General features: G+C 59.1%; 27 protein-coding genes and 1 pseudogene. 8 read left to right on the top strand and 20 right to left on the bottom strand.

Annotated elements, in window-relative coordinates; translation table 11 throughout:
* Positions 1 to 23: 23 nt before the first annotated feature.
* The 13 genes from ACSBPU_RS13030 to ACSBPU_RS12970 form a co-directional block, all read right to left on the bottom strand.
* Positions 24 to 1,814 (bottom strand): AAA family ATPase, encoded by a 1,791-nt coding sequence (locus ACSBPU_RS13030; RefSeq protein WP_442592519.1) that lies wholly within the window; start codon positions 1,812 to 1,814, stop codon positions 24 to 26.
* Positions 1,815 to 1,825: 11 nt separating this feature from the next.
* Complete coding sequence (locus ACSBPU_RS13025; RefSeq protein ID WP_442592518.1) at positions 1,826 to 3,058, bottom strand: recombinase RecT; 1,233 nt, start codon at positions 3,056 to 3,058, stop codon at positions 1,826 to 1,828.
* Between the two features lie 25 nt (positions 3,059 to 3,083).
* On the bottom strand, positions 3,084 to 3,893 hold the full coding sequence (locus ACSBPU_RS13020; RefSeq protein WP_442592517.1) for a RecB family exonuclease: 810 nt from the start codon (positions 3,891 to 3,893) through the stop codon (positions 3,084 to 3,086).
* 1 nt (position 3,894) lies between these two features.
* Positions 3,895 to 4,074 (bottom strand): hypothetical protein, encoded by a 180-nt coding sequence (locus ACSBPU_RS13015; RefSeq protein ID WP_442592516.1) that lies wholly within the window; start codon positions 4,072 to 4,074, stop codon positions 3,895 to 3,897.
* Entirely contained in the window at positions 4,071 to 4,406 is a 336-nt protein-coding gene (locus ACSBPU_RS13010; protein WP_442592515.1) for a hypothetical protein, read from the bottom strand. The genes ACSBPU_RS13015 and ACSBPU_RS13010 overlap by 4 nt, the downstream gene beginning before the upstream one ends.
* A gap of 88 nt (positions 4,407 to 4,494) precedes the next feature.
* Positions 4,495 to 4,914: a hypothetical protein gene (locus tag ACSBPU_RS13005; RefSeq protein WP_442592514.1), complete on the bottom strand. Its 420-nt coding sequence runs from the start codon at positions 4,912 to 4,914 to the stop codon at positions 4,495 to 4,497.
* 391 nt (positions 4,915 to 5,305) lie between these two features.
* Complete coding sequence (locus ACSBPU_RS13000; RefSeq protein ID WP_442592513.1) at positions 5,306 to 5,959, bottom strand: hypothetical protein; 654 nt, start codon at positions 5,957 to 5,959, stop codon at positions 5,306 to 5,308.
* A 27-nt stretch (positions 5,960 to 5,986) separates the two neighbouring features.
* Positions 5,987 to 6,235: a hypothetical protein gene (locus ACSBPU_RS12995; protein WP_442592512.1), complete on the bottom strand. Its 249-nt coding sequence runs from the start codon at positions 6,233 to 6,235 to the stop codon at positions 5,987 to 5,989.
* Between the two features lie 2 nt (positions 6,236 to 6,237).
* The gene (locus ACSBPU_RS12990) at positions 6,238 to 6,408 is read right to left on the bottom strand and encodes a hypothetical protein (RefSeq protein WP_442592511.1); all 171 of its coding nucleotides are present in this window, start codon (positions 6,406 to 6,408) and stop codon (positions 6,238 to 6,240) included.
* 2 nt (positions 6,409 to 6,410) lie between these two features.
* Positions 6,411 to 6,704, bottom strand: coding sequence for a hypothetical protein (locus tag ACSBPU_RS12985; RefSeq protein WP_442592510.1), 294 nt, complete (start codon positions 6,702 to 6,704; stop codon positions 6,411 to 6,413).
* Positions 6,701 to 6,871 carry a hypothetical protein gene (locus tag ACSBPU_RS12980; protein WP_442592509.1) on the bottom strand — a complete coding sequence of 57 codons (171 nt, stop codon included), beginning with the start codon at positions 6,869 to 6,871 and terminating at the stop codon, positions 6,701 to 6,703. Before ACSBPU_RS12980 ends, ACSBPU_RS12985 begins: the two co-directional genes overlap by 4 nt.
* A gap of 26 nt (positions 6,872 to 6,897) precedes the next feature.
* Positions 6,898 to 7,248: a hypothetical protein gene (locus ACSBPU_RS12975; protein ID WP_442592508.1), complete on the bottom strand. Its 351-nt coding sequence runs from the start codon at positions 7,246 to 7,248 to the stop codon at positions 6,898 to 6,900.
* Positions 7,245 to 7,469 carry a hypothetical protein gene (locus tag ACSBPU_RS12970; RefSeq protein WP_442592507.1) on the bottom strand — a complete coding sequence of 75 codons (225 nt, stop codon included), beginning with the start codon at positions 7,467 to 7,469 and terminating at the stop codon, positions 7,245 to 7,247. Before ACSBPU_RS12970 ends, ACSBPU_RS12975 begins: the two co-directional genes overlap by 4 nt.
* Here ACSBPU_RS12970 and ACSBPU_RS12965 point away from each other — a divergent pair.
* Positions 7,468 to 8,166 (top strand): DUF4145 domain-containing protein, encoded by a 699-nt coding sequence (locus ACSBPU_RS12965; RefSeq protein WP_442592506.1) that lies wholly within the window; start codon positions 7,468 to 7,470, stop codon positions 8,164 to 8,166. The two genes, ACSBPU_RS12970 and ACSBPU_RS12965, sit on opposite strands and share 2 nt — an antisense overlap.
* Here the strand turns inward: ACSBPU_RS12965 and ACSBPU_RS12960 are convergent.
* Positions 8,140 to 8,286: a hypothetical protein gene (locus tag ACSBPU_RS12960; protein WP_442592505.1), complete on the bottom strand. Its 147-nt coding sequence runs from the start codon at positions 8,284 to 8,286 to the stop codon at positions 8,140 to 8,142. The two genes, ACSBPU_RS12965 and ACSBPU_RS12960, sit on opposite strands and share 27 nt — an antisense overlap.
* Before the next feature lie 494 nt (positions 8,287 to 8,780).
* On the opposite strand from ACSBPU_RS12960, the gene ACSBPU_RS12955 reads away from it, so the two are divergent.
* Positions 8,781 to 9,068, top strand: a complete 288-nt coding sequence (locus ACSBPU_RS12955; RefSeq protein ID WP_442592504.1) for a type II toxin-antitoxin system HigB family toxin — start codon at positions 8,781 to 8,783, stop codon at positions 9,066 to 9,068.
* Complete coding sequence (locus ACSBPU_RS12950; RefSeq protein WP_442592503.1) at positions 9,065 to 9,490, top strand: helix-turn-helix domain-containing protein; 426 nt, start codon at positions 9,065 to 9,067, stop codon at positions 9,488 to 9,490. The genes ACSBPU_RS12955 and ACSBPU_RS12950 overlap by 4 nt, the downstream gene beginning before the upstream one ends.
* Before the next feature lie 102 nt (positions 9,491 to 9,592).
* On the opposite strand, the gene ACSBPU_RS12945 is transcribed toward ACSBPU_RS12950, so the two are convergent.
* From ACSBPU_RS12945 to ACSBPU_RS12930, 4 genes and pseudogenes are all read right to left on the bottom strand, one after another.
* Positions 9,593 to 10,444: an ImmA/IrrE family metallo-endopeptidase gene (locus ACSBPU_RS12945; RefSeq protein ID WP_442598343.1), complete on the bottom strand. Its 852-nt coding sequence runs from the start codon at positions 10,442 to 10,444 to the stop codon at positions 9,593 to 9,595.
* A gap of 45 nt (positions 10,445 to 10,489) precedes the next feature.
* Positions 10,490 to 10,621 (bottom strand): annotated as a pseudogene (locus ACSBPU_RS12940) (helix-turn-helix domain-containing protein); the annotation flags it as partial.
* Between the two features lie 40 nt (positions 10,622 to 10,661).
* Complete coding sequence (locus ACSBPU_RS12935; protein ID WP_442592502.1) at positions 10,662 to 11,243, bottom strand: hypothetical protein; 582 nt, start codon at positions 11,241 to 11,243, stop codon at positions 10,662 to 10,664.
* Between the two features lie 161 nt (positions 11,244 to 11,404).
* Positions 11,405 to 12,142 (bottom strand): LexA family transcriptional regulator, encoded by a 738-nt coding sequence (locus ACSBPU_RS12930; RefSeq protein ID WP_442592501.1) that lies wholly within the window; start codon positions 12,140 to 12,142, stop codon positions 11,405 to 11,407.
* 24 nt (positions 12,143 to 12,166) lie between these two features.
* Here ACSBPU_RS12930 and ACSBPU_RS12925 point away from each other — a divergent pair, with 24 nt between their 5' ends.
* Positions 12,167 to 12,424, top strand: a complete 258-nt coding sequence (locus ACSBPU_RS12925) for a helix-turn-helix domain-containing protein (RefSeq protein ID WP_442592500.1) — start codon at positions 12,167 to 12,169, stop codon at positions 12,422 to 12,424.
* A 248-nt stretch (positions 12,425 to 12,672) separates the two neighbouring features.
* Here the strand turns inward: ACSBPU_RS12925 and ACSBPU_RS12920 are convergent, their stop codons facing one another.
* Entirely contained in the window at positions 12,673 to 13,221 is a 549-nt protein-coding gene (locus ACSBPU_RS12920) for a hypothetical protein (protein ID WP_442592499.1), read from the bottom strand.
* Positions 13,222 to 13,228: 7 nt separating this feature from the next.
* Positions 13,229 to 13,435, bottom strand: coding sequence for a hypothetical protein (locus tag ACSBPU_RS12915; protein WP_442592498.1), 207 nt, complete (start codon positions 13,433 to 13,435; stop codon positions 13,229 to 13,231).
* Positions 13,436 to 13,524: 89 nt separating this feature from the next.
* On the opposite strand from ACSBPU_RS12915, the gene ACSBPU_RS12910 reads away from it, so the two are divergent.
* The 4 genes from ACSBPU_RS12910 (at position 13,525) to ACSBPU_RS12895 (ending at position 15,761) form a co-directional block, all read left to right on the top strand.
* Positions 13,525 to 14,061: a hypothetical protein gene (locus tag ACSBPU_RS12910; RefSeq protein WP_442592497.1), complete on the top strand. Its 537-nt coding sequence runs from the start codon at positions 13,525 to 13,527 to the stop codon at positions 14,059 to 14,061.
* Complete coding sequence (locus ACSBPU_RS12905; RefSeq protein WP_442592496.1) at positions 14,061 to 14,471, top strand: recombination protein NinB; 411 nt, start codon at positions 14,061 to 14,063, stop codon at positions 14,469 to 14,471. Before ACSBPU_RS12910 ends, ACSBPU_RS12905 begins: the two co-directional genes overlap by 1 nt.
* Before the next feature lie 256 nt (positions 14,472 to 14,727).
* Complete coding sequence (locus tag ACSBPU_RS12900; protein ID WP_442592495.1) at positions 14,728 to 15,315, top strand: hypothetical protein; 588 nt, start codon at positions 14,728 to 14,730, stop codon at positions 15,313 to 15,315.
* Positions 15,312 to 15,761 carry a nuclease domain-containing protein gene (locus tag ACSBPU_RS12895; RefSeq protein ID WP_442592494.1) on the top strand — a complete coding sequence of 150 codons (450 nt, stop codon included), beginning with the start codon at positions 15,312 to 15,314 and terminating at the stop codon, positions 15,759 to 15,761. Before ACSBPU_RS12900 ends, ACSBPU_RS12895 begins: the two co-directional genes overlap by 4 nt.
* Positions 15,762 to 15,764 lie beyond the last annotated feature (3 nt).

Genomic DNA, 15,764 nt, shown 5'->3' with positions numbered 1-15,764 from the left:
CCTTGTTGTTGGGATGCCGGTGGTTACGATGCGAGGGCTTCGGCCTCTGCCAGCGAGCCGGCGTGGATCCAGTGCCCGCGCATCGTTTCGGGCAGGCCGGTGGGCACGCTTTTGAGCGTTGCAAACACCAGGGCGGTGTCGATCTGGCGCGCATAGGCAAGCCCATCGAGCCACTGAAGCAGTTCGCTGCGCGCCGATACTTCCAGGATGTCCATGCCGTCCAGCAGCAACAGGCGCAAGCCGGACAGGTGCGATATCGCTTCGCCCAGCATCGCGTCAGCGCGCCACTTTTCAGAGGCTGATAGCAACTGATAGAGGCGGCCGTCTGCGGTGATCTGCATATCGGCGCCGATGGCGACTTGCCGCCAGCCGGTGTCGATCGAGGACTGGCGCAGCCGGGCGTTCACGGGGGCAAGGGCCTGCGAGAGCAGTTCACCCGGGATGCCATCGGGGGCCAAGGCGTCTGCGATCTTCAGCCAGGCCTGTACATTGGCGTACTCAGCCGCTGCCCGTTTGGTTTTGTCTGCCGCTTGTTGCGCAGCGGTAGAGAGTGCGTCAAGGCGGCGGCGCTCGTCGTCGAGCTCTTGCCGTGCACCGCGCAAGCGCGCCAGTTCGTCCTCGGCCTGCTCGATGGATTCCTGCGCAACGGCTTCAGGCTCGTCCTCGGCCTGCTCGATGGACTCAATCCGACCGATATCGCGGTTCGTGTTGGCGACTGCGCGGGCCATCAGGTCGCGGGCCTGCGTTGCCTTGCCGAGCTTATCGGCGGCGTCGGGATCCCCGCTCGCGCCCAAGGGGCCATACTCATCCTCATAGGCGCGCAGCGCGGCATACGCCCCACGCAGCGCGGCATACGCCCCATCCAGGAAGCTGTCGCTTTGCGGTAACGAATCGAGCACGCCGCTGAGCTCGCGGGCCAAGTCGTGCACCAGGCCCTCTCGTGGACCGGTGCCGGCCAGGCCCTCAAGCCGCTGGATCTCCTTTTCCCATTTTGCGAGTTCGCCCTGGTCAAACTCGAGCTTCTTGCGCAGGCCTGGCAGGCTGTCAACCTCTTGCTGGCGCGTGCTGGCCGACTGCTTCCAGCGCGCATGGGCCTTTGCTTTTTCGCTCAGCGCACCCAGGAGCGTGGCGGCCTGCTCGCTGCTGGACTGGACGCTGTCGAGTTCGGCGCCGATGCTGGCCAGGCGCTTTTGGTCGAAAGCGGGCACGTCGGCCTCCCAGTCTTCAGCCTTCTTGTCGCCATAGGCCTCGTTGGTGATCGCCTTCCACGCAGCTTTGGCGTCACGCGCATGGCCCTTGGCCGCGTCGCATGCAGCAGGAAAGCCGCTGCGCAGCATCGGCAATACCTCGGCGACCAGTTCCGAGCTGCAGCCCCGTTTTGCGAGCATGTCCGAAACCACCTTGCCGGATGCATGGCAGCCGGTGAGCGCAAACAGGAACGTGCGGCGGGCGTCGGTATCCAGGGCGGCGAAGCGCGCGGGATCCAGGACAAAGGGCAGGGCGGGCGTGTCGGCGTAACTCGGGGCGCCGTCACTGCCGCTGCGATCTCCCTTCGGGAGCGTGATGGCAGAGTCCGCGCCCGCAATGCTGACGGAGGCCCGGCCGGTCTTGGCGCCTTCCTTGACCAGCATGCTGAAGTCTTTCTTGAGCGATACGCGGATCGGGTTTTCGCCCAACGCCATACGGATGGATTCGCACAGGCTGGATTTTCCTTGGCGGTTTCCGCCCGCAAATAGGGTGACCGGGGTATCCAGCTCCAGGTCTATGAGATTCACACCCAGGATGTTCTGGGCGAGTACGTGATCTATGCGCATGATAAGGATCCTTACTCGGCGTTGATGGGTGCGCGGCGGCGCTGGCGACTCGGCTCGCTATCGAGCGCGTCTAAGCGTGCCCGGTAGGCTTGCGTGAGTTCTTCTTGGCGTTGCGGGGCGCAGTCCTGAATGCTGTCGGCGGCGACCGAAAGCGTGTCGTGGTCATTTGCCCGTTGGATGCTGGCCAGCACCTTATCGGCGTCCAGGTACTCCGCGTCAGGAGCGGGGGAGGATTGTTCCTGTCTGCGCGCCGGGCTACCACTGGCCTGTGCTTTCGCCGACGAGTCGACGTGAATGACTTCGCGCTGCTCAGTGTGTTGAATGGGCATGTCGACCGTGGGCGAGGCGTTGTCCTCCAGGGCGGGCGGCGCATAGCCGTCCTGCACCACGCCGCGCGCGACGTCCGGATCCGCCATGGCGGCCATGTCTATGATGTTGGACTCGGCGTCGTTGTCGATTGCCGCCGCAGACGACAGAGAGTCGCCGGAATTGAGCGGCAGCTGTTTGGCGTGCTTCTTGATCGCGGACTTGGCGGCCATGTCGTCCTCCCACATGACCCACGGCGTTTCCGCAAGGGTGCGCTCGGCTTTTTCCCGATCCTTCTGATCTTCCGCTTGATCGATGCGGCGCATGAGGGCGTTGTAGGTTTCCGACTTTGACCGGATCTTTAGAATTTCGTCCAGCGGCAGCACGACTGCCATTTCTACATCACTCTCCAGCCTGACGTATGAGAATGCCCCAATCAACTCTCCACGATCCTTTAATGACTTCTGGTATTTCAGGAACGAATTCGTGCCGATCATGTGCTCAAAAAGGTCGCCGTCGTGGACCGCTTCGGCTTGAAGGCTCTTGATGTGTGGACTGCGATGCGCCAGCGTAACGAACCCCCGGTACCCGACCTGGAACTGGCAGTCAAAAGTTTCTATCCATTGCCCGTTCACCCTGGCGCGTTTCTTGTACGGAATCAAGAACGCTTGCTGCTGGATCGTGTTGGGCTCGAGGCCAAGCGCTGCTGACGCCATGAAGGCGCCCAGCACGGACTGTGGGTCGCACCGCATGAGAAGAGGTGTTTTCTTGACGGCATTGACGGCCAGGCGCAAGAATCGATCAGCCGTCATGAACTTGCCGGCGACGGCGGCGATGCCTTTTTCGATGCGTGGATCGTCCTGCAGGTAATGCAAGATGGTGCGGGGCGCGGGAGCGGTTTCCGTTTCCTTGCGCAGGTTGGCGATATTGGTTGCCATGGTGGTGGTCTCCGGTGGGTGTGGTTTAGCGCTCGCGGAACAGGCAGGTGTTCCAGCGGCTGCAGTACTTCGGGCTGCAAAGTGGGCTTGAGGGGTTGGGCGGGAAGAGGCCCGTCTTGAACATCGCGGCAGCGTGCTCAATCAGCCCTGGCTCCTGTTCGGTACCGACCATGACGCGACGGGCATCGAATACGTTGCTGACCGCTGCGGCGGGCTTGCTGGTCGTGGACAGTGCGAGGATCTGGCCGCCGGCCGTGCTGACGCGCTCGGTCTGTTCGTACATGAGCTGGTAGGTGCCCACTTGTGCGGCGCGGCCCCGTGTGCTGGCCCGCCCATCCTCAATGACGCGGGTGCCCGTCTTGACGTCGGCGATGACCGGTCCGTCCTCGGTCTTGGCCGCGCGCGCACGGTCCATGGTCCCGGTCAGAATTACCGTCAGCTTGTTGCTGCATTCGATTTCCAGCGGATCGAGCTTGTTCTCGACGCCAAGGAAGGTGAACTGGGGGCTGATTCGTGTGCAGTACAGGGTGTGCGCGGTCAGGCCGATGCGCTCAGACTCGGTCAGGGATAAGCCATCCTGGGTACGGTCGACGTCGAACTCGGGATTGCGCAGGGTGTCTACCACGGCGCCGGCGGCTTCATCGGCGGTGACGCCGCTGCCATCCACGCGACCCTGGTCGAATATGGCGGTGCCCGCGTGCACGGCGGTGCCGAGCAGCGCCCGCATGCCGGCAGGCTTTCGGATGCCCAGCAGATGCTCGGCTTCCCATCGGTGGGCACAATCGAACAGGCCGGCCCAACTGGATGCGCGCACGGTGAAGACGTGGGCAGCCATGTCAGAACCCCACCACGGCGCCGATCTTAACGACGGCGGCGCAAACCAGAAAGAAGACGATCAAACCCGGAATGACGCGCGGCGGTATCGAGCCGCTGTTCGGGGCGAACCCGCCTTGGCCGTCGAACTTGTGCTGACGGCGGGTGCGGGGAAACGCGGGACCGCGAGCGTGGCGCTTCATGACGTCACCACTTCGTTGGTGATGGCAAGCAGGCTTTGGATCTTCTCTTCGATCTTGACGACCTCGCGCTGCGCATCGGCCAGGACTTGGGCCTTCTTCGCTTTGAGCGTCTCGACGTAACCCAGACGAATCGCGTCCTCGTCGGGCACGTCGACGGTGATGGTGGCCGTGCCCAGCCTCACCCAGCCGACGATCTCCATCCCTGGGGTGTTCGAAAAGTTCAAGGCGCCCACGGCTTCCGAGTGTGAGCCGTTCTTCATAGCGGCCAAAAAGGCTTCCTGCCTGTAGGGCGTGTCGGTCAGGTACGCATCGATGGTTCCGGTGATCTTCATGATTGGCTCCGAACGAGTTGGACCAGCTCGATGGCCATGGCGATAGCCAGGCTCACCAGCACGTAAAGCAGGGCGAAGAGGGAGTAGGTCAGCGACATGCTTCCTCCAGACCCATCAGGTAGAGGTTTGCGGTGTGGGCGGCGACGTTGCACGCGTGCTCTTCCACAAAGGCGTCGATGAGCGGCTTGAGAAAATCGTTGGCACGCTGCAGCACACCCGGTGCGCCTGGCGAGGTCGTGGGCGCAAGCAACACATACGCGTCCATGGGCGCCCGGTCTTCGGTGAGGGCTGTCCACAGATCGCCCGCGTCATAGCTGATCTTCTGGCCGGTGGCCGTTCGGCTGTGCAGCAGGCCGCTGCCGGTGCGCAAGACGCTACGCAGGATGTATTCACCCGCTGCGCGTTCGCGCACGTACGTCTCGTCGTAGATTTTTTGGTGCCCGCGCTCGACTGTGAGCGACAATTCTGGCGGCGTGGTCGGTTGCTCGACCCCGTGAACGTGTCCCATTTCTCTCTCCCCAAGTGCCTAAAAGCAACCGGGGATATAAGGAAAGGCGCAAACGATGCTGCTGGGCCCGCCGTGTTACGGGTTAATGGTGGCCGGCGCTGATCTCCGGCTTGTGGGGTTCACTCGTGGTCAATTCCACTTCCACCGCAAATAATGCCCTTTGCGGAGTCCCCGGCATTGGGGCCTATAGCGGCTGTCCAGTTCCACGCCCTCGATCCCAGGCGCGCATCAGCCTGCGCATTCACCATCAAGAATCCACCCGCTTGCGTCCCTGTGCTGAACCCGGGGCATAGACCGGGCCGGATGGATACTTCATGGCTCCCCCACCGCGCATAGGACGGGCGCGGCGGGGGAGTGGCCGGTGTGGTTATGGCTGGCCGGGCCGGGAGGGTTAGGCGTCGTCGTAATCCGACGGGTCGCGGCCCTTTACTTCGCAGGCAAAGCGGGTCCATTTGGATTTATCCGCCTCGGATTGCTGGCTCCATGGTGGCGCTTCGTCGGATTCGACTTTCTCGCCGTTCAGCAGGGTAAAGGTGCCGCAGTTGCTTCCGATATCTTCGTCGGCATATGTCACGACGATTTCCTGATCTGGAAACTTTGCGGACAGCGCGATCAGCAATGGCTCGGGGCATGACCATGCTGTGTCAAATTGCGCTGTGCCCGCAGTAATGTCATGGCTGGGCTCGCAGGCGTTCCACTTCGTTCCCCACTGGTCGCGGGCAAACTCCATGCTGTGCAGATACCCGCATTTACGGTGATTGCGAAGCATGCCGATGAACTGCTCGAACGATTCGTCAGACAGTTCGCTTACGCGCGCTTTGGCGCGGTTGCTGGCTTGCATTGTCGCAATCAGCGGGTGATCGCTCAGAGGCTGGCCGGTGATAATCTCGGCCATCTGTTTGGCATCGCCATAGATCCCGTCCCAGTCATGATCGCCGGGGAATGGAAGCATCAAGGCAAAGTCGATGCGGCTGGTCTCCGGGTTGATCATGCTGCCGATGACTTCTGGCGAGGACTTTATTTTTACGGTGACCCAATTTGGCATGTCTTTCCTTTGCGGCCCGCAGGCCGGTTACTGTTGGGGTATCAGACGCCGGATGGCAATAGCACATTCAAGCGCAGCCGATTTGTTCGGAGCGTCACGGTGTGTAGGGATGGCTATTCCTGCGCAAATATCCGCCGCCTGTTCCAGCGCCTCCCGCACCCTCGCATCAGCGTAGGCGTCCATGTTCGCCGAGCTGTGTGCGTGTGATGCAATCGAGCCATCGAGCCGCAGGCCGTCAAATATGTCCGGCTCCGGCATTTTTGTTTTATGGGTCATGGCTACCAGCCTCCCATCGCGTCGTTGTAGGCAGCTTGTGCAGCTTCCTCGGCCTCGCTTTGCATTTCTGCGCGCAGTTCGCGCATTTGGCGCTGGTATTCCCTGCCGTCGATCAGCCCATCAGCCAGCTGCTGGTCGATTTCGTCCTCAGCTTTTTCGTACCAAGTTCTCATGGCTATTTCCCCATATGTGCATCAACTTCCTCGTCAAGGTCATCCAGGTGGCCCATGCAGCCCACCATAAAGAGCCCATCGAAAAACGAGGGGTCATAGGACTGACCGGTGAGACGGCTGCGAACCTCGTGATACCGCTCCGCATCCTTCCTCAGCGCCCGTATCTCAGGAGATTGCAGGACGGCTTGCTCGATGGCGCGGGCAAAGTCAATTCTTGCGGGGTCCGCTCGCGCCCCGTAGATTCCGGCAGACAGGTTATCAATCTGGAACTCGGGCAGAACTGTTTCAGTGGTCATGGTTGGGTTCCTGTGGCGCGGGCGAAAAGAATAGCGTCGACTAGTGTGATCGTGAAGGTAAGCGCCGAAAAGGCAATCAAGCCGTTGCCGATGCCGTAAATCGTTCCAACATTGGCAGATAAGACCAGGGCCCATAGGTAGCTGAACAAGTAATGCATACGGCTCATGTCTCTCTCCTTGTGTTATCAATGGCTCATGTCGGCGGCAGGCCGTCAAGTGCAGCCTGTAGCGCATCTTTGATTCGCTGGAGATCCTGTCGTGCGAACTCCGGCCCATCGCCATCGTCGTCATATGTGTAGCGTCGATCTGGAAGGTCGTCTGCATTGACCTGGTCGGCCAGCCGGAAAAGGTCATTGATAAGGCCGCGATGGACTACACACATTTGCACGCGGTAAAGCTCGCGGATGCACTGGTCGTAGATTCTCGGCGTCCAGCCTTCTGGCTCCAGCTTCCCATACAGCTCAAGCATGGATACAAGGGTTTTGGCGTTCTTTGCATTCGCCTCGATCGCATACTCTATCTGGTGTTTTATGGAGGGCCTCATGGTCTATCCTTGTTATCGGCGCCGTGCTGGCCGGTATTGAGGTATTGTTTCGTCAGGTAACGAGCGCGCTCTGCGACTAAGGCGCCAATCAGGGCGACAACAAAGGCGTCCTTGGCGTCTTTCTCTGTCGTTTCGTAGCGCTGCATGAGCGCTGCCTCGGGCCTGTCGGCGCAGGCGAGCGTGTCGCTGATTACTTTTTGGTGATAGGAGAGTTCGTTCATGACGGGTTTTGCTGTATGGAGCGGAACATGTCCGCACTGTGGAAGAGAGAACACATCCTTCGACTCGGTCGCTCAGGCGCTCGTCGAGAGTGTTGCGGCCGGCAAAGGGACGAGATGGAACGTCTTCTTTATGTGCAACGCCTGTAAAGGCGGGTTGGTGGTAGACATTATTAGCACCGAGGGCTTCGGCCCTCATGGGCTGAATGAGAATCTGCTAGTTCCTGGCACTCACTACGTCTCTCACCAGACGGTCGAGTTCTTTGTTATCGATACCCATCCGAAGCCACCAGCCCATCTCGCGCCCGACCACGTACCAGAGCGCATAGCCGCCGCATACATCGAAGCGTCCGAGAACCTGCATCGAAAGAGGCATGAAACCTCCCAGATGCTGAGTCGCAAGGCTCTTGACCTGGCGACGAAGCGCTTATTACCTGAGTCTCAAAAGTGGCTGAAAGGCAGAATCGATGAGCTTCGGGATGCAGGAAAGATCACGCCAGAAATGGGCGAATGGGCGCATATCGTCCGCGACGATGGCAATATCTCAGTTCACGATGAGAATGAGGTAACGCGTGAGGAAGCGGCTGAGCTGCTGGCCTTCACTGAAACCTTCCTCATGTATGCCTTTACGCTGCCAGGCATGATTGCCAAGCGCCGACAGCCGGCTGATGAATCAGAGCAGGCCGCCGTAGATAGCTGATGCAATTTCAAGCAGGCCCACGCCTACCATGGTCAGCACGCAAATAATCACTACCGTTGCTTGCCAACCCTTCAGCGTCTTCTGCTTGCCGTTGATGCCGATGTTCACTTCGTTGGGCATTGTTTTCTCCGCTTCAGTCCGGGCACTCGAATGAATGCCCCTACCAAAGCGCCCTGACGCTACGAGATACCGCGACGTGCGGCAGGGCTTTTTGATTCAGCTGGCGCTGCCTGATCTGTCTCACAGGCGCTTTCCAGCCGTCGGGCTCTGTCGGGTCAGCGGCTCTCCCTGTCACCGCGTCGTTCCGTCCACCAGATTGCAGCTCTAGCTGGGCATTCCCCTGAGTCTCACGCTTGGGGCTTGCGGGCGATTTCTTCTAAGGCGCGGCCATGCGCTGTTCTGCTGGTACTGCTGCATCGTCTTCGCCCTACTAGGTGACTTCCGTCTAGCCGTTCTTTGCGTTGGGTGATGCGTTAAGCGAATTATGCAAGAACGCATAATCAATGTCAATGCGAAAACGCATAATTTTCTGCATAGGATAAACCCCACCAAGAACAGGCGGGTCAGATCGGAGAATGTCTTGCTTTAATATCTCAATATGAGATAATCAATCCATGAGAGTCATCACCAACCGTCGCCTTGTCGAGTTCGCCGCCAAGCACCCCGATGCGGGCGTGCCATTGCAGGCGTGGCGCAGAGCGATGGAGGCCCATGTGTTCAACAGTTTTGCAGCGTTGCGCCAACAGTTCGGCAGCGTGGACAGGGTGGGCGATCTGTATGTCTTCGACATCGGCGGCAATAAATACCGCCTGATCGCCTTCCTACATGCGGCGCACCAGTTGGCATACGTCAAGCACGTTTTGACTCATTCCGAGTACGACAAGGGGGACTGGAAGAAATGAACCTGAACGACATCCGAGCGAGCTGGGCGGCCCTCCAGGGGCTTACTGGCCTTGGCCCAATCCACGACGATGAAGGCTACACGCGCATGGTGGAGTTGGCTGATGCGCTGATTGATAGTGGCCTGGCGGGGGAGGGCGGCGAGCTGTCCGATCTCTTCGGCCTGGTAAGCGGCCTGATCGCCGACTATGACGACACGCATCACCAGCTTCCGCAGGCTTCGCCGCGTGACATGCTGCGCTTTCTCATGGAGCAGCACGGCTTGTCACAATCCGATCTGCCTGAGATAGGTAGCCAAGGAGTGGTATCCGAAATCCTGTCAGGGCGACGGATGCTCAATGCTCGCCAGATTGCATCTTTGGTGGCGCGGTTCGGTGTAAGTGCAGACTTGTTCATCGAGCCTTCGCCAGGGCCGGCCCATTGAACAAGGGCGGCGCTCAGATGGCGCTGGGCGGCTACAGAGCCGCCTATGCGCGGCGAGCGGGCAAAGAAAACCCCTCGCAAGGGAGGGGTGACGATCTTCTGGCTATTTTACGAGGCGTAGCCCGCTTGATTTTGGTGCGGAGAAACCATAAAGATCAGAGAGTTCTCTATAGTGAAGGTGAAGGGCTTTCTCTAAATCGTCCTCGGAATAGCCCATTTCCTCTGTCAAGTTGCTCAATAGGGCGGGCATCAACGTGGGAGATTCTGCTGTTACATCGATGGTTTTAGGCTCTCTGGTCCTATAACCTTGGATGGACATTTGCCGCCAAAGATAGGATGACGCGCCATCGTCAATTTTTTGGAGAGTTTTTGCCCTGACAATAAGAGCAGCCATTGACGCCTTCCAGTACGGCTTCAGTTGCGCTGCTTTCGTCAGAGTCAATCCATTTAACTGAGAAGCAATATCATCTTTAGGCATCAAAAAAGCAGCAGCGAACTCATCGGCTTGCTTTTCCATCGAAGGCGTTGGGAATCTATGCATTACAAGATGCCCCAGCTCGTGAGCTAAGGTAAAGCGCTGTCGATCCCCGGGCATCTCCTTGTTAAGGAATATGACAGGAGGGAGACCCGGTATTCTGTAGCTTGCAGCATCGATTTTCGCGGACTCCATGCTCATCGGAATAATAAGAATTCCCGATCTTTCAAGGTACTCCATTACAGATGCAATAGGGCCACGCGGTACGTACCAGCACCGCCGAACCATTTCCGCTACATCCTCTATGTGCCCTTCATAATCATCCGCATCGTAACTGGGCAGCACCAGCTCTGGCTCAAACTCCACGTTGTTAAGCAGTACGCGCGTATGGGCGAGTCGAACATTAAACTCTGCGATAACCCGATCCATGGTTTTTTGACCCACAGCAGCCTTCTTTCGGAAGACGGGATGGGCGCTCATCGGTGGTCCGTATTCTCGCTCATTCTGAAAAAAGAACGAGACAGGGCATCGAAGCACGTCAGCGAGACTTTGAACCTGAGCCTCGTTCGGTGCTCGCAAACCTTGTTCAAGCTTAGATATTGTGGCCTGAGATATAGCGGTTTCCTTTGATAGCTCTGATTGACTCAGGCTTAGCATTCTTCGTCGAACCCCGATTAGATCAGGCCTAAACTGTCTACTATTTTCCATCGTTTGTTCCAGACTTTGTTGCCGCCGTCTTGGTGCGCTTTGTCTTGATCACGCTTGCGGCCGGCGGTGTCGGGCGAGGTTGCACAGGCATGGGGATAACAGTCTGCATGTCTGCATCGCCAGTATTGAAGATGTCAATCGCCCACAAGATCTTATTTTTATGCCGCTGCGCAATTATGATCCTATCGATGGCCGTTCCAAGATCATCAAGTCCATAGATTAGTTCGAGGCGCGCCACTCCATCGAAAAGATCAACGCCCGCGTCATTGAACTCTAGCGCGGATCGCGTTGGGTAGTTGCTGGACAGCATCCCACGCCCTCCCTTCTTCATCCGAATGAAATATTTGCCATCGACCATAAGGCCTTCCCAGTTCTGCATCATCTCGACGCGAACGGCTGGATGGGCATCAAATCGAGACTTGGCATGGTAAAGAAACTGATTCCAAATTACGTTCGCGCGAACTTTGCCATGCTGCATTGACGCAGAGAAAGAGGATGCACGCCAGTCATTGAAAGCCATTTCTATTAGCTGCGCCATATCGCCAAAATATGGTTCGAGCGACTCTTTCACTTCGGATTCGGACAGGATAAGCATCGGATGGGCGCGCACACGGCGGCAGAGAGTTGATGTTCGGAGATTGTACCCATCAACTACAAAATCAACAACAATTTATTCTTAAAATTATTCCATCTGCTTAGGCCTCACTGCCGGCAAGATCTGTACAGGCAACCCTACCCCTGCACCAAGGTCCACCAGGCCAGTACCTTCCCGCAAACGGTGATCGTCTCGGCGGCCTTGCGTAGATCGTGCCGTTCCTCGTCCGGGTATTCCTCGATGTTCTCGCTTCGGAGAATCAGGACGCCGGTGGACAGGATCATGGCCTTCTTCAGCAGTAGTAGCCCGCCCACGTCGATGACGTAGTAACCGGGCGCGTCGATCCATCGATGCTCGATGTCCACGAACACGATGTCCTGGTCTTTGATGCGCGGCATCATGCTGGTGCCGACGCCGGTCAGTATTTTGATTCGGTCGGGGCTGACGCTTCCCACCTTCTGACGCACGAACGACTCCAGCACATCGATGTGCTGGACGATGTGATCGGCCGCTTGAGCACGCCCACGGCCCATGGATGGTTGGTAGGGCAGGTGATCCAGGCGGATGTAGCCTTCTGGTGGCGTGTCTTGGGCGGGAAGGATGAGCGCTTGGCTGTCCTCATTCGGTCCGCCACCACCATCAATCAGGCCGAGCTGCCGGGCAACATCCATCCGAACGCGCTCTGACACAAAGGCCTCGGCCGGGACACCATACACACGCGCAATCTTCTGGAATGTGCTCGTGCGGGGCTCGGATGATTCCCCCTCCACAAATCGATAGATCGTGGATTGGGTGACTTTTGATTTGCCCGATAAAGAGTTGGGGTTGTCGCCCGTTTTCTCCATGAGCGCTTTGAGAAATTCTGCCGGTGTCATTTCGTAACTATGCACCATTGAATAATGCGAGTGCGCATTGACTGTTGTTATGCAATCACGCATAATTCGGTCATGGATACAGCAACTGACATTCTGCGAAAACTGAGGTCGGCGGGGCTGTCTCAGTCGGAAATCGCACGGAAGACCGGGATTCCTCAGCCACGCCTTTCTCGCTGGGAAGGGGGGTCAACCCCTGCCGGGGCAAACGACGCCCTGCGTTTGGCCGCCTTGCTACGTGAAATGCCGGGAGGAAGAGAAAGCAGCGAGGTTGCCCATGCCTAACCTCGACTTCACCGGTCTGACGAAAGCCCAGCAGTGGCTTCTCACCAATCAGGGGTGGGAGCGCGGATGGATGTCCGGCCATGGCCCGCGCCGCACAACCGTCGATCCACTGATAGAGCGCGGCCTTGTCATCGAGCACAAGTCGGAATCGGGACGCACAGATGCGTTCGAGGTTCCGCTGTCCGTTCATGTTGCGTGGTGTGCTCACTGTGCTGTTACTCATAAGGAGCCCTCCCATGCGTAACTCCTCAACGCGTGAACCAGTTGAACCAGTATTCGGTCCTGCACTGAGGGCATATCGCGTCCTTATTCATCGTTACCGGCTGGCGCTGGAGTACAACCTTCATCGCCTTGTTGTCCAGGCACCCCTGACATACATAGTGTCCTGGCTCTCCGTCGGCGCTCGTTGCCTTAAGGCGGTAGGCGAACGCTCCCTTATGGACGTCAACCAGCTCGTAGCGCTCTCGCTCGCTAACTTTCTTTTCAAGCTCTCGAATCCGATCTTCAAGGTCATTCTTCTCTCGCAGCAGCGCGCGCTCGCGCTCGGTGGCCTGAAGGCTTTGATTTTGCATGGCGATTACCTCAGCCCCGAGATGCGTGAGCTGAACCTGAAGTTCATTGGTGGCCGCCGCGATCTTCGCATCATCCAGCGTCTGTGCTGCGGCTCTGTAGGCCGAGACGGCCTGAGTGATGCCGGAAATAAACCCCATTGCGTCCATAAGAATCTCCCCGTCGTAGATGAAGGTCGTGTGAGAGCTTCCGATTCTACGGCGTGCGGGGATGCTGGGAGTGCCCATGCCTGACTCAATGCACCGTCACGACACCGGCATCCCCAAGCCTGCGCTGCCAGTTATAGACAACACGCTCGTACGCCGCCTCGATATGGTCGTCGGTCGTCGCCTCCCCAAATCGCCGGTAGGCGAGGTCCGTCGCTCGGTGAAAGAGCGCATCCGCAATGTGTTCGTCCATGGGCGCATTGTGGCTGGCCTCGCCGGCTTCCTGTATTCGCATTTCCCGTTCCCTGTTCTTTTTGTCCATGGCGTGACTTTAGGCCAGGCCTCGCCGTGGCGAAACGCTGAAATTCTCGGAGGTCCAGCGCTGTGACTTACAGGTACACCAACACTGATTGGCGCGATGTGCTCTACAACAGCGTGCGCCGGACCAAGGGCGGGGTAGTCGCTGCCGCAGGCTTCCTTACTGAGCGCCGGGGCGTGTCTATTCATCCAGAACGCCTGCGCAAGAAGCTGCGCGGCCTGGACGGCGAGTCGATGGATATCGAAATGGCTCGCCTGCTGTCCGAATGGATGGAGGAGCACGAGGGCGGCGCCGAGTATGCCCGCGACTGGCTGCAGGCGCTGTGCGCACTGGAAGGCATGCATGTCGACTCCGTGCCGGCCGCGCCGGTCGGCGGCTGGAAGTGTGAGGCCGCGGCGCTGCAATCCAAGTTTCTGGATATCAGCATGCTGATCGGCCAAATCGCCGGCGTAACGGCCGAGACCGTCGCCGACGGATCCATCAGCCAGGGCGAGGCAGACAAGCTGGTGCCGCTGCTGCGCGATGCCCGGGTCATCCTGCATCGAATGGAGCGCAATGCACTTCGCGCTGCGGAGGGGGTATCCGAGGGGAGGTCGGGGTGATGGACAAGCAGGTATTCAACCTCGTCAGCCCTCTGGTACGCCGCAATGCGGCTCACGCCATCGCGCAGGCCCCCGAAGGTTATCGCTGCGAGATCCGCCCGAAGACCCGCACGCTGGCTCAGAACGATCTGATGTGGTCTGTCCTGACTGACATCAGCAAGCAGGTCGAGTTCGTCGTCAATGGCGAGCTGGTGAAAGTGTCGCCCGAGGAAGTGAAGGACATTTTGACGGCCAGCCTGAAGCGCGAGACGCGTATGGCCATGGGCATTGACGGCGGAATGGTGCTGCTGGGTCAGCGCACCAGCAAGATGACGGTCAGGCAGATGACGGAGCTGATCGAGCTGGCGCATGCCTTCGGCACGCAAAGGGGCGTGGAGTGGAGCCCGACGAGCTTAGGGAGCGGTGTATGAGCATCAAAGCTGGCGACTTGGTGATGGTGGTAAGGCCATCCCCCTGCTGCGGGAACTTTTCGGATGCTGGTCGAATATTCCGAGTGAAGGAAATTATGCGTGGCCCTGGACGATGCCCCTCCTGCCTAGAAGTTGCACAAGTCACCGCGGCAATGATCGATCATAGGTACGGCCTTGAAGTTTTTTGCCTCAAAAGAATCGACCCGCCCTCCGAAGGCGACAGCCTGCCCACCCGCAAAGACCTGGAGGTGCCGGCATGAAATGGTCTGAGCGCACCATCGCCAGCGCCCTGGCCCAGCAGACCTTCAACCGCAAGTACCTGGTTGTCGTGCCGAATTGCAACTGGACGGGCTATGAGGCCGACATCCTTGCCGTTACCGAAAACCTGCGTCTGATCGACGTCGAAATCAAGATCAGTCGCGCCGACCTGAAGGCTGACGCCAAGAAGGACAAGTGGTGGCGCCAGGAGTACGTCGGGTCACCGCTCCGCGTAGACGACCTCAACGCCAGCGGCCGGCTCATTCGCCGTCGGCACGTGTACGCCCAGCAGTTTGAGTTGCGAGAGTGGCCGCACAAGGTCTGGAAGCATTACTACGCACTGCCGGCCGACATATGGGATGACAGCTTGCAGGGCGCTCTCGGCTCCCCGTCTTCTGGCGTCCTGTTGCTCAATGATACCCCGCACGGCCTGCGGATCTCATGCCGCCGGCCGGCGAAGCCTTGCCGTGATGCCGACCGCCTGACACCGGCCGCAGCCGTCAACATCGCCCGACTGGCCAGCCTGCGCATGTGGGACGCCTATCACCAGGTCGACCAACTGCGGCAGCGGAAGGAGGCGGCATGACCTACGCCTGGAACAGCACATTCAAAAGCCCCGGCCAGCCGCTCAAGCGCAGCCCAATGACGCGCAGATCATCGCGCAAGCACAAGATCGCCGGCCACCATGACCAGAAGATGCTGGATGCCTGCAGGGGCGAATTCTGCTACTTGCGCGTACCGGGCCTATGCGCGCGCGACCCGCACGACCCGACTGTCGTTGATTGCCATGGGAATTGGGCCGATACGGGCAAGGGCCTGGGCCTGAAGGCGGCTGATCGGTATTCGGTGCCAGGCTGCGGGCCATGTCATTACTGGCTGGATTTCGGAACGACCGCGACCCGGGAAGAGAAGCGGGCGGTGTTCTTTGATGCGCTGCGCCGGTGGGAGCCGGTGCGCGCCGCCAAGCTCAATACAAAACAAAACCCGGCAGCACTGGCAGGTGCTCCGGGCCTTCACTCGCACACCGCATAGGAG

This window comes from Parapusillimonas sp. JC17, from assembly GCF_052180245.1.
Taxonomy (GTDB): domain Bacteria; phylum Pseudomonadota; class Gammaproteobacteria; order Burkholderiales; family Burkholderiaceae_B; genus Parapusillimonas.
This window is presented reverse-complemented; position numbering and strand designations above follow the sequence as displayed.

Coding starts and splice junctions, on each gene's coding strand:
- ACSBPU_RS12930 (WP_442592501.1), bottom strand. CDS start 12,142: ATGACACCGGCAGAATTTCTCAAAGCGCTCATGGAGAAAACGGGCGAC.
- ACSBPU_RS12975 (WP_442592508.1), bottom strand. CDS start 7,248: ATGAGGCCCTCCATAAAACACCAGATAGAGTATGCGATCGAGGCGAAT.
- ACSBPU_RS12995 (WP_442592512.1), bottom strand. CDS start 6,235: ATGACCCATAAAACAAAAATGCCGGAGCCGGACATATTTGACGGCCTG.
- ACSBPU_RS12970 (WP_442592507.1), bottom strand. CDS start 7,469: ATGAACGAACTCTCCTATCACCAAAAAGTAATCAGCGACACGCTCGCC.
- ACSBPU_RS13025 (WP_442592518.1), bottom strand. CDS start 3,058: ATGGCAACCAATATCGCCAACCTGCGCAAGGAAACGGAAACCGCTCCC.
- ACSBPU_RS13020 (WP_442592517.1), bottom strand. CDS start 3,893: ATGGCTGCCCACGTCTTCACCGTGCGCGCATCCAGTTGGGCCGGCCTG.
- ACSBPU_RS12900 (WP_442592495.1), top strand. CDS start 14,728: ATGAAATGGTCTGAGCGCACCATCGCCAGCGCCCTGGCCCAGCAGACC.
- ACSBPU_RS13015 (WP_442592516.1), bottom strand. CDS start 4,074: ATGAAGCGCCACGCTCGCGGTCCCGCGTTTCCCCGCACCCGCCGTCAG.
- ACSBPU_RS12915 (WP_442592498.1), bottom strand. CDS start 13,435: ATGCGAATACAGGAAGCCGGCGAGGCCAGCCACAATGCGCCCATGGAC.
- ACSBPU_RS12960 (WP_442592505.1), bottom strand. CDS start 8,286: ATGCCCAACGAAGTGAACATCGGCATCAACGGCAAGCAGAAGACGCTG.
- ACSBPU_RS12950 (WP_442592503.1), top strand. CDS start 9,065: ATGAACCTGAACGACATCCGAGCGAGCTGGGCGGCCCTCCAGGGGCTT.
- ACSBPU_RS13030 (WP_442592519.1), bottom strand. CDS start 1,814: ATGCGCATAGATCACGTACTCGCCCAGAACATCCTGGGTGTGAATCTC.
- ACSBPU_RS12955 (WP_442592504.1), top strand. CDS start 8,781: ATGAGAGTCATCACCAACCGTCGCCTTGTCGAGTTCGCCGCCAAGCAC.
- ACSBPU_RS12980 (WP_442592509.1), bottom strand. CDS start 6,871: ATGAGCCGTATGCATTACTTGTTCAGCTACCTATGGGCCCTGGTCTTA.
- ACSBPU_RS13000 (WP_442592513.1), bottom strand. CDS start 5,959: ATGCCAAATTGGGTCACCGTAAAAATAAAGTCCTCGCCAGAAGTCATC.
- ACSBPU_RS12945 (WP_442598343.1), bottom strand. CDS start 10,444: ATGAGCGCCCATCCCGTCTTCCGAAAGAAGGCTGCTGTGGGTCAAAAA.
- ACSBPU_RS13005 (WP_442592514.1), bottom strand. CDS start 4,914: ATGGGACACGTTCACGGGGTCGAGCAACCGACCACGCCGCCAGAATTG.
- ACSBPU_RS12905 (WP_442592496.1), top strand. CDS start 14,061: ATGGACAAGCAGGTATTCAACCTCGTCAGCCCTCTGGTACGCCGCAAT.
- ACSBPU_RS12990 (WP_442592511.1), bottom strand. CDS start 6,408: ATGAGAACTTGGTACGAAAAAGCTGAGGACGAAATCGACCAGCAGCTG.
- ACSBPU_RS12920 (WP_442592499.1), bottom strand. CDS start 13,221: ATGGGCACTCCCAGCATCCCCGCACGCCGTAGAATCGGAAGCTCTCAC.
- ACSBPU_RS12985 (WP_442592510.1), bottom strand. CDS start 6,704: ATGACCACTGAAACAGTTCTGCCCGAGTTCCAGATTGATAACCTGTCT.
- ACSBPU_RS12965 (WP_442592506.1), top strand. CDS start 7,468: ATGACGGGTTTTGCTGTATGGAGCGGAACATGTCCGCACTGTGGAAGA.
- ACSBPU_RS13010 (WP_442592515.1), bottom strand. CDS start 4,406: ATGAAGATCACCGGAACCATCGATGCGTACCTGACCGACACGCCCTAC.
- ACSBPU_RS12895 (WP_442592494.1), top strand. CDS start 15,312: ATGACCTACGCCTGGAACAGCACATTCAAAAGCCCCGGCCAGCCGCTC.
- ACSBPU_RS12925 (WP_442592500.1), top strand. CDS start 12,167: ATGCGAGTGCGCATTGACTGTTGTTATGCAATCACGCATAATTCGGTC.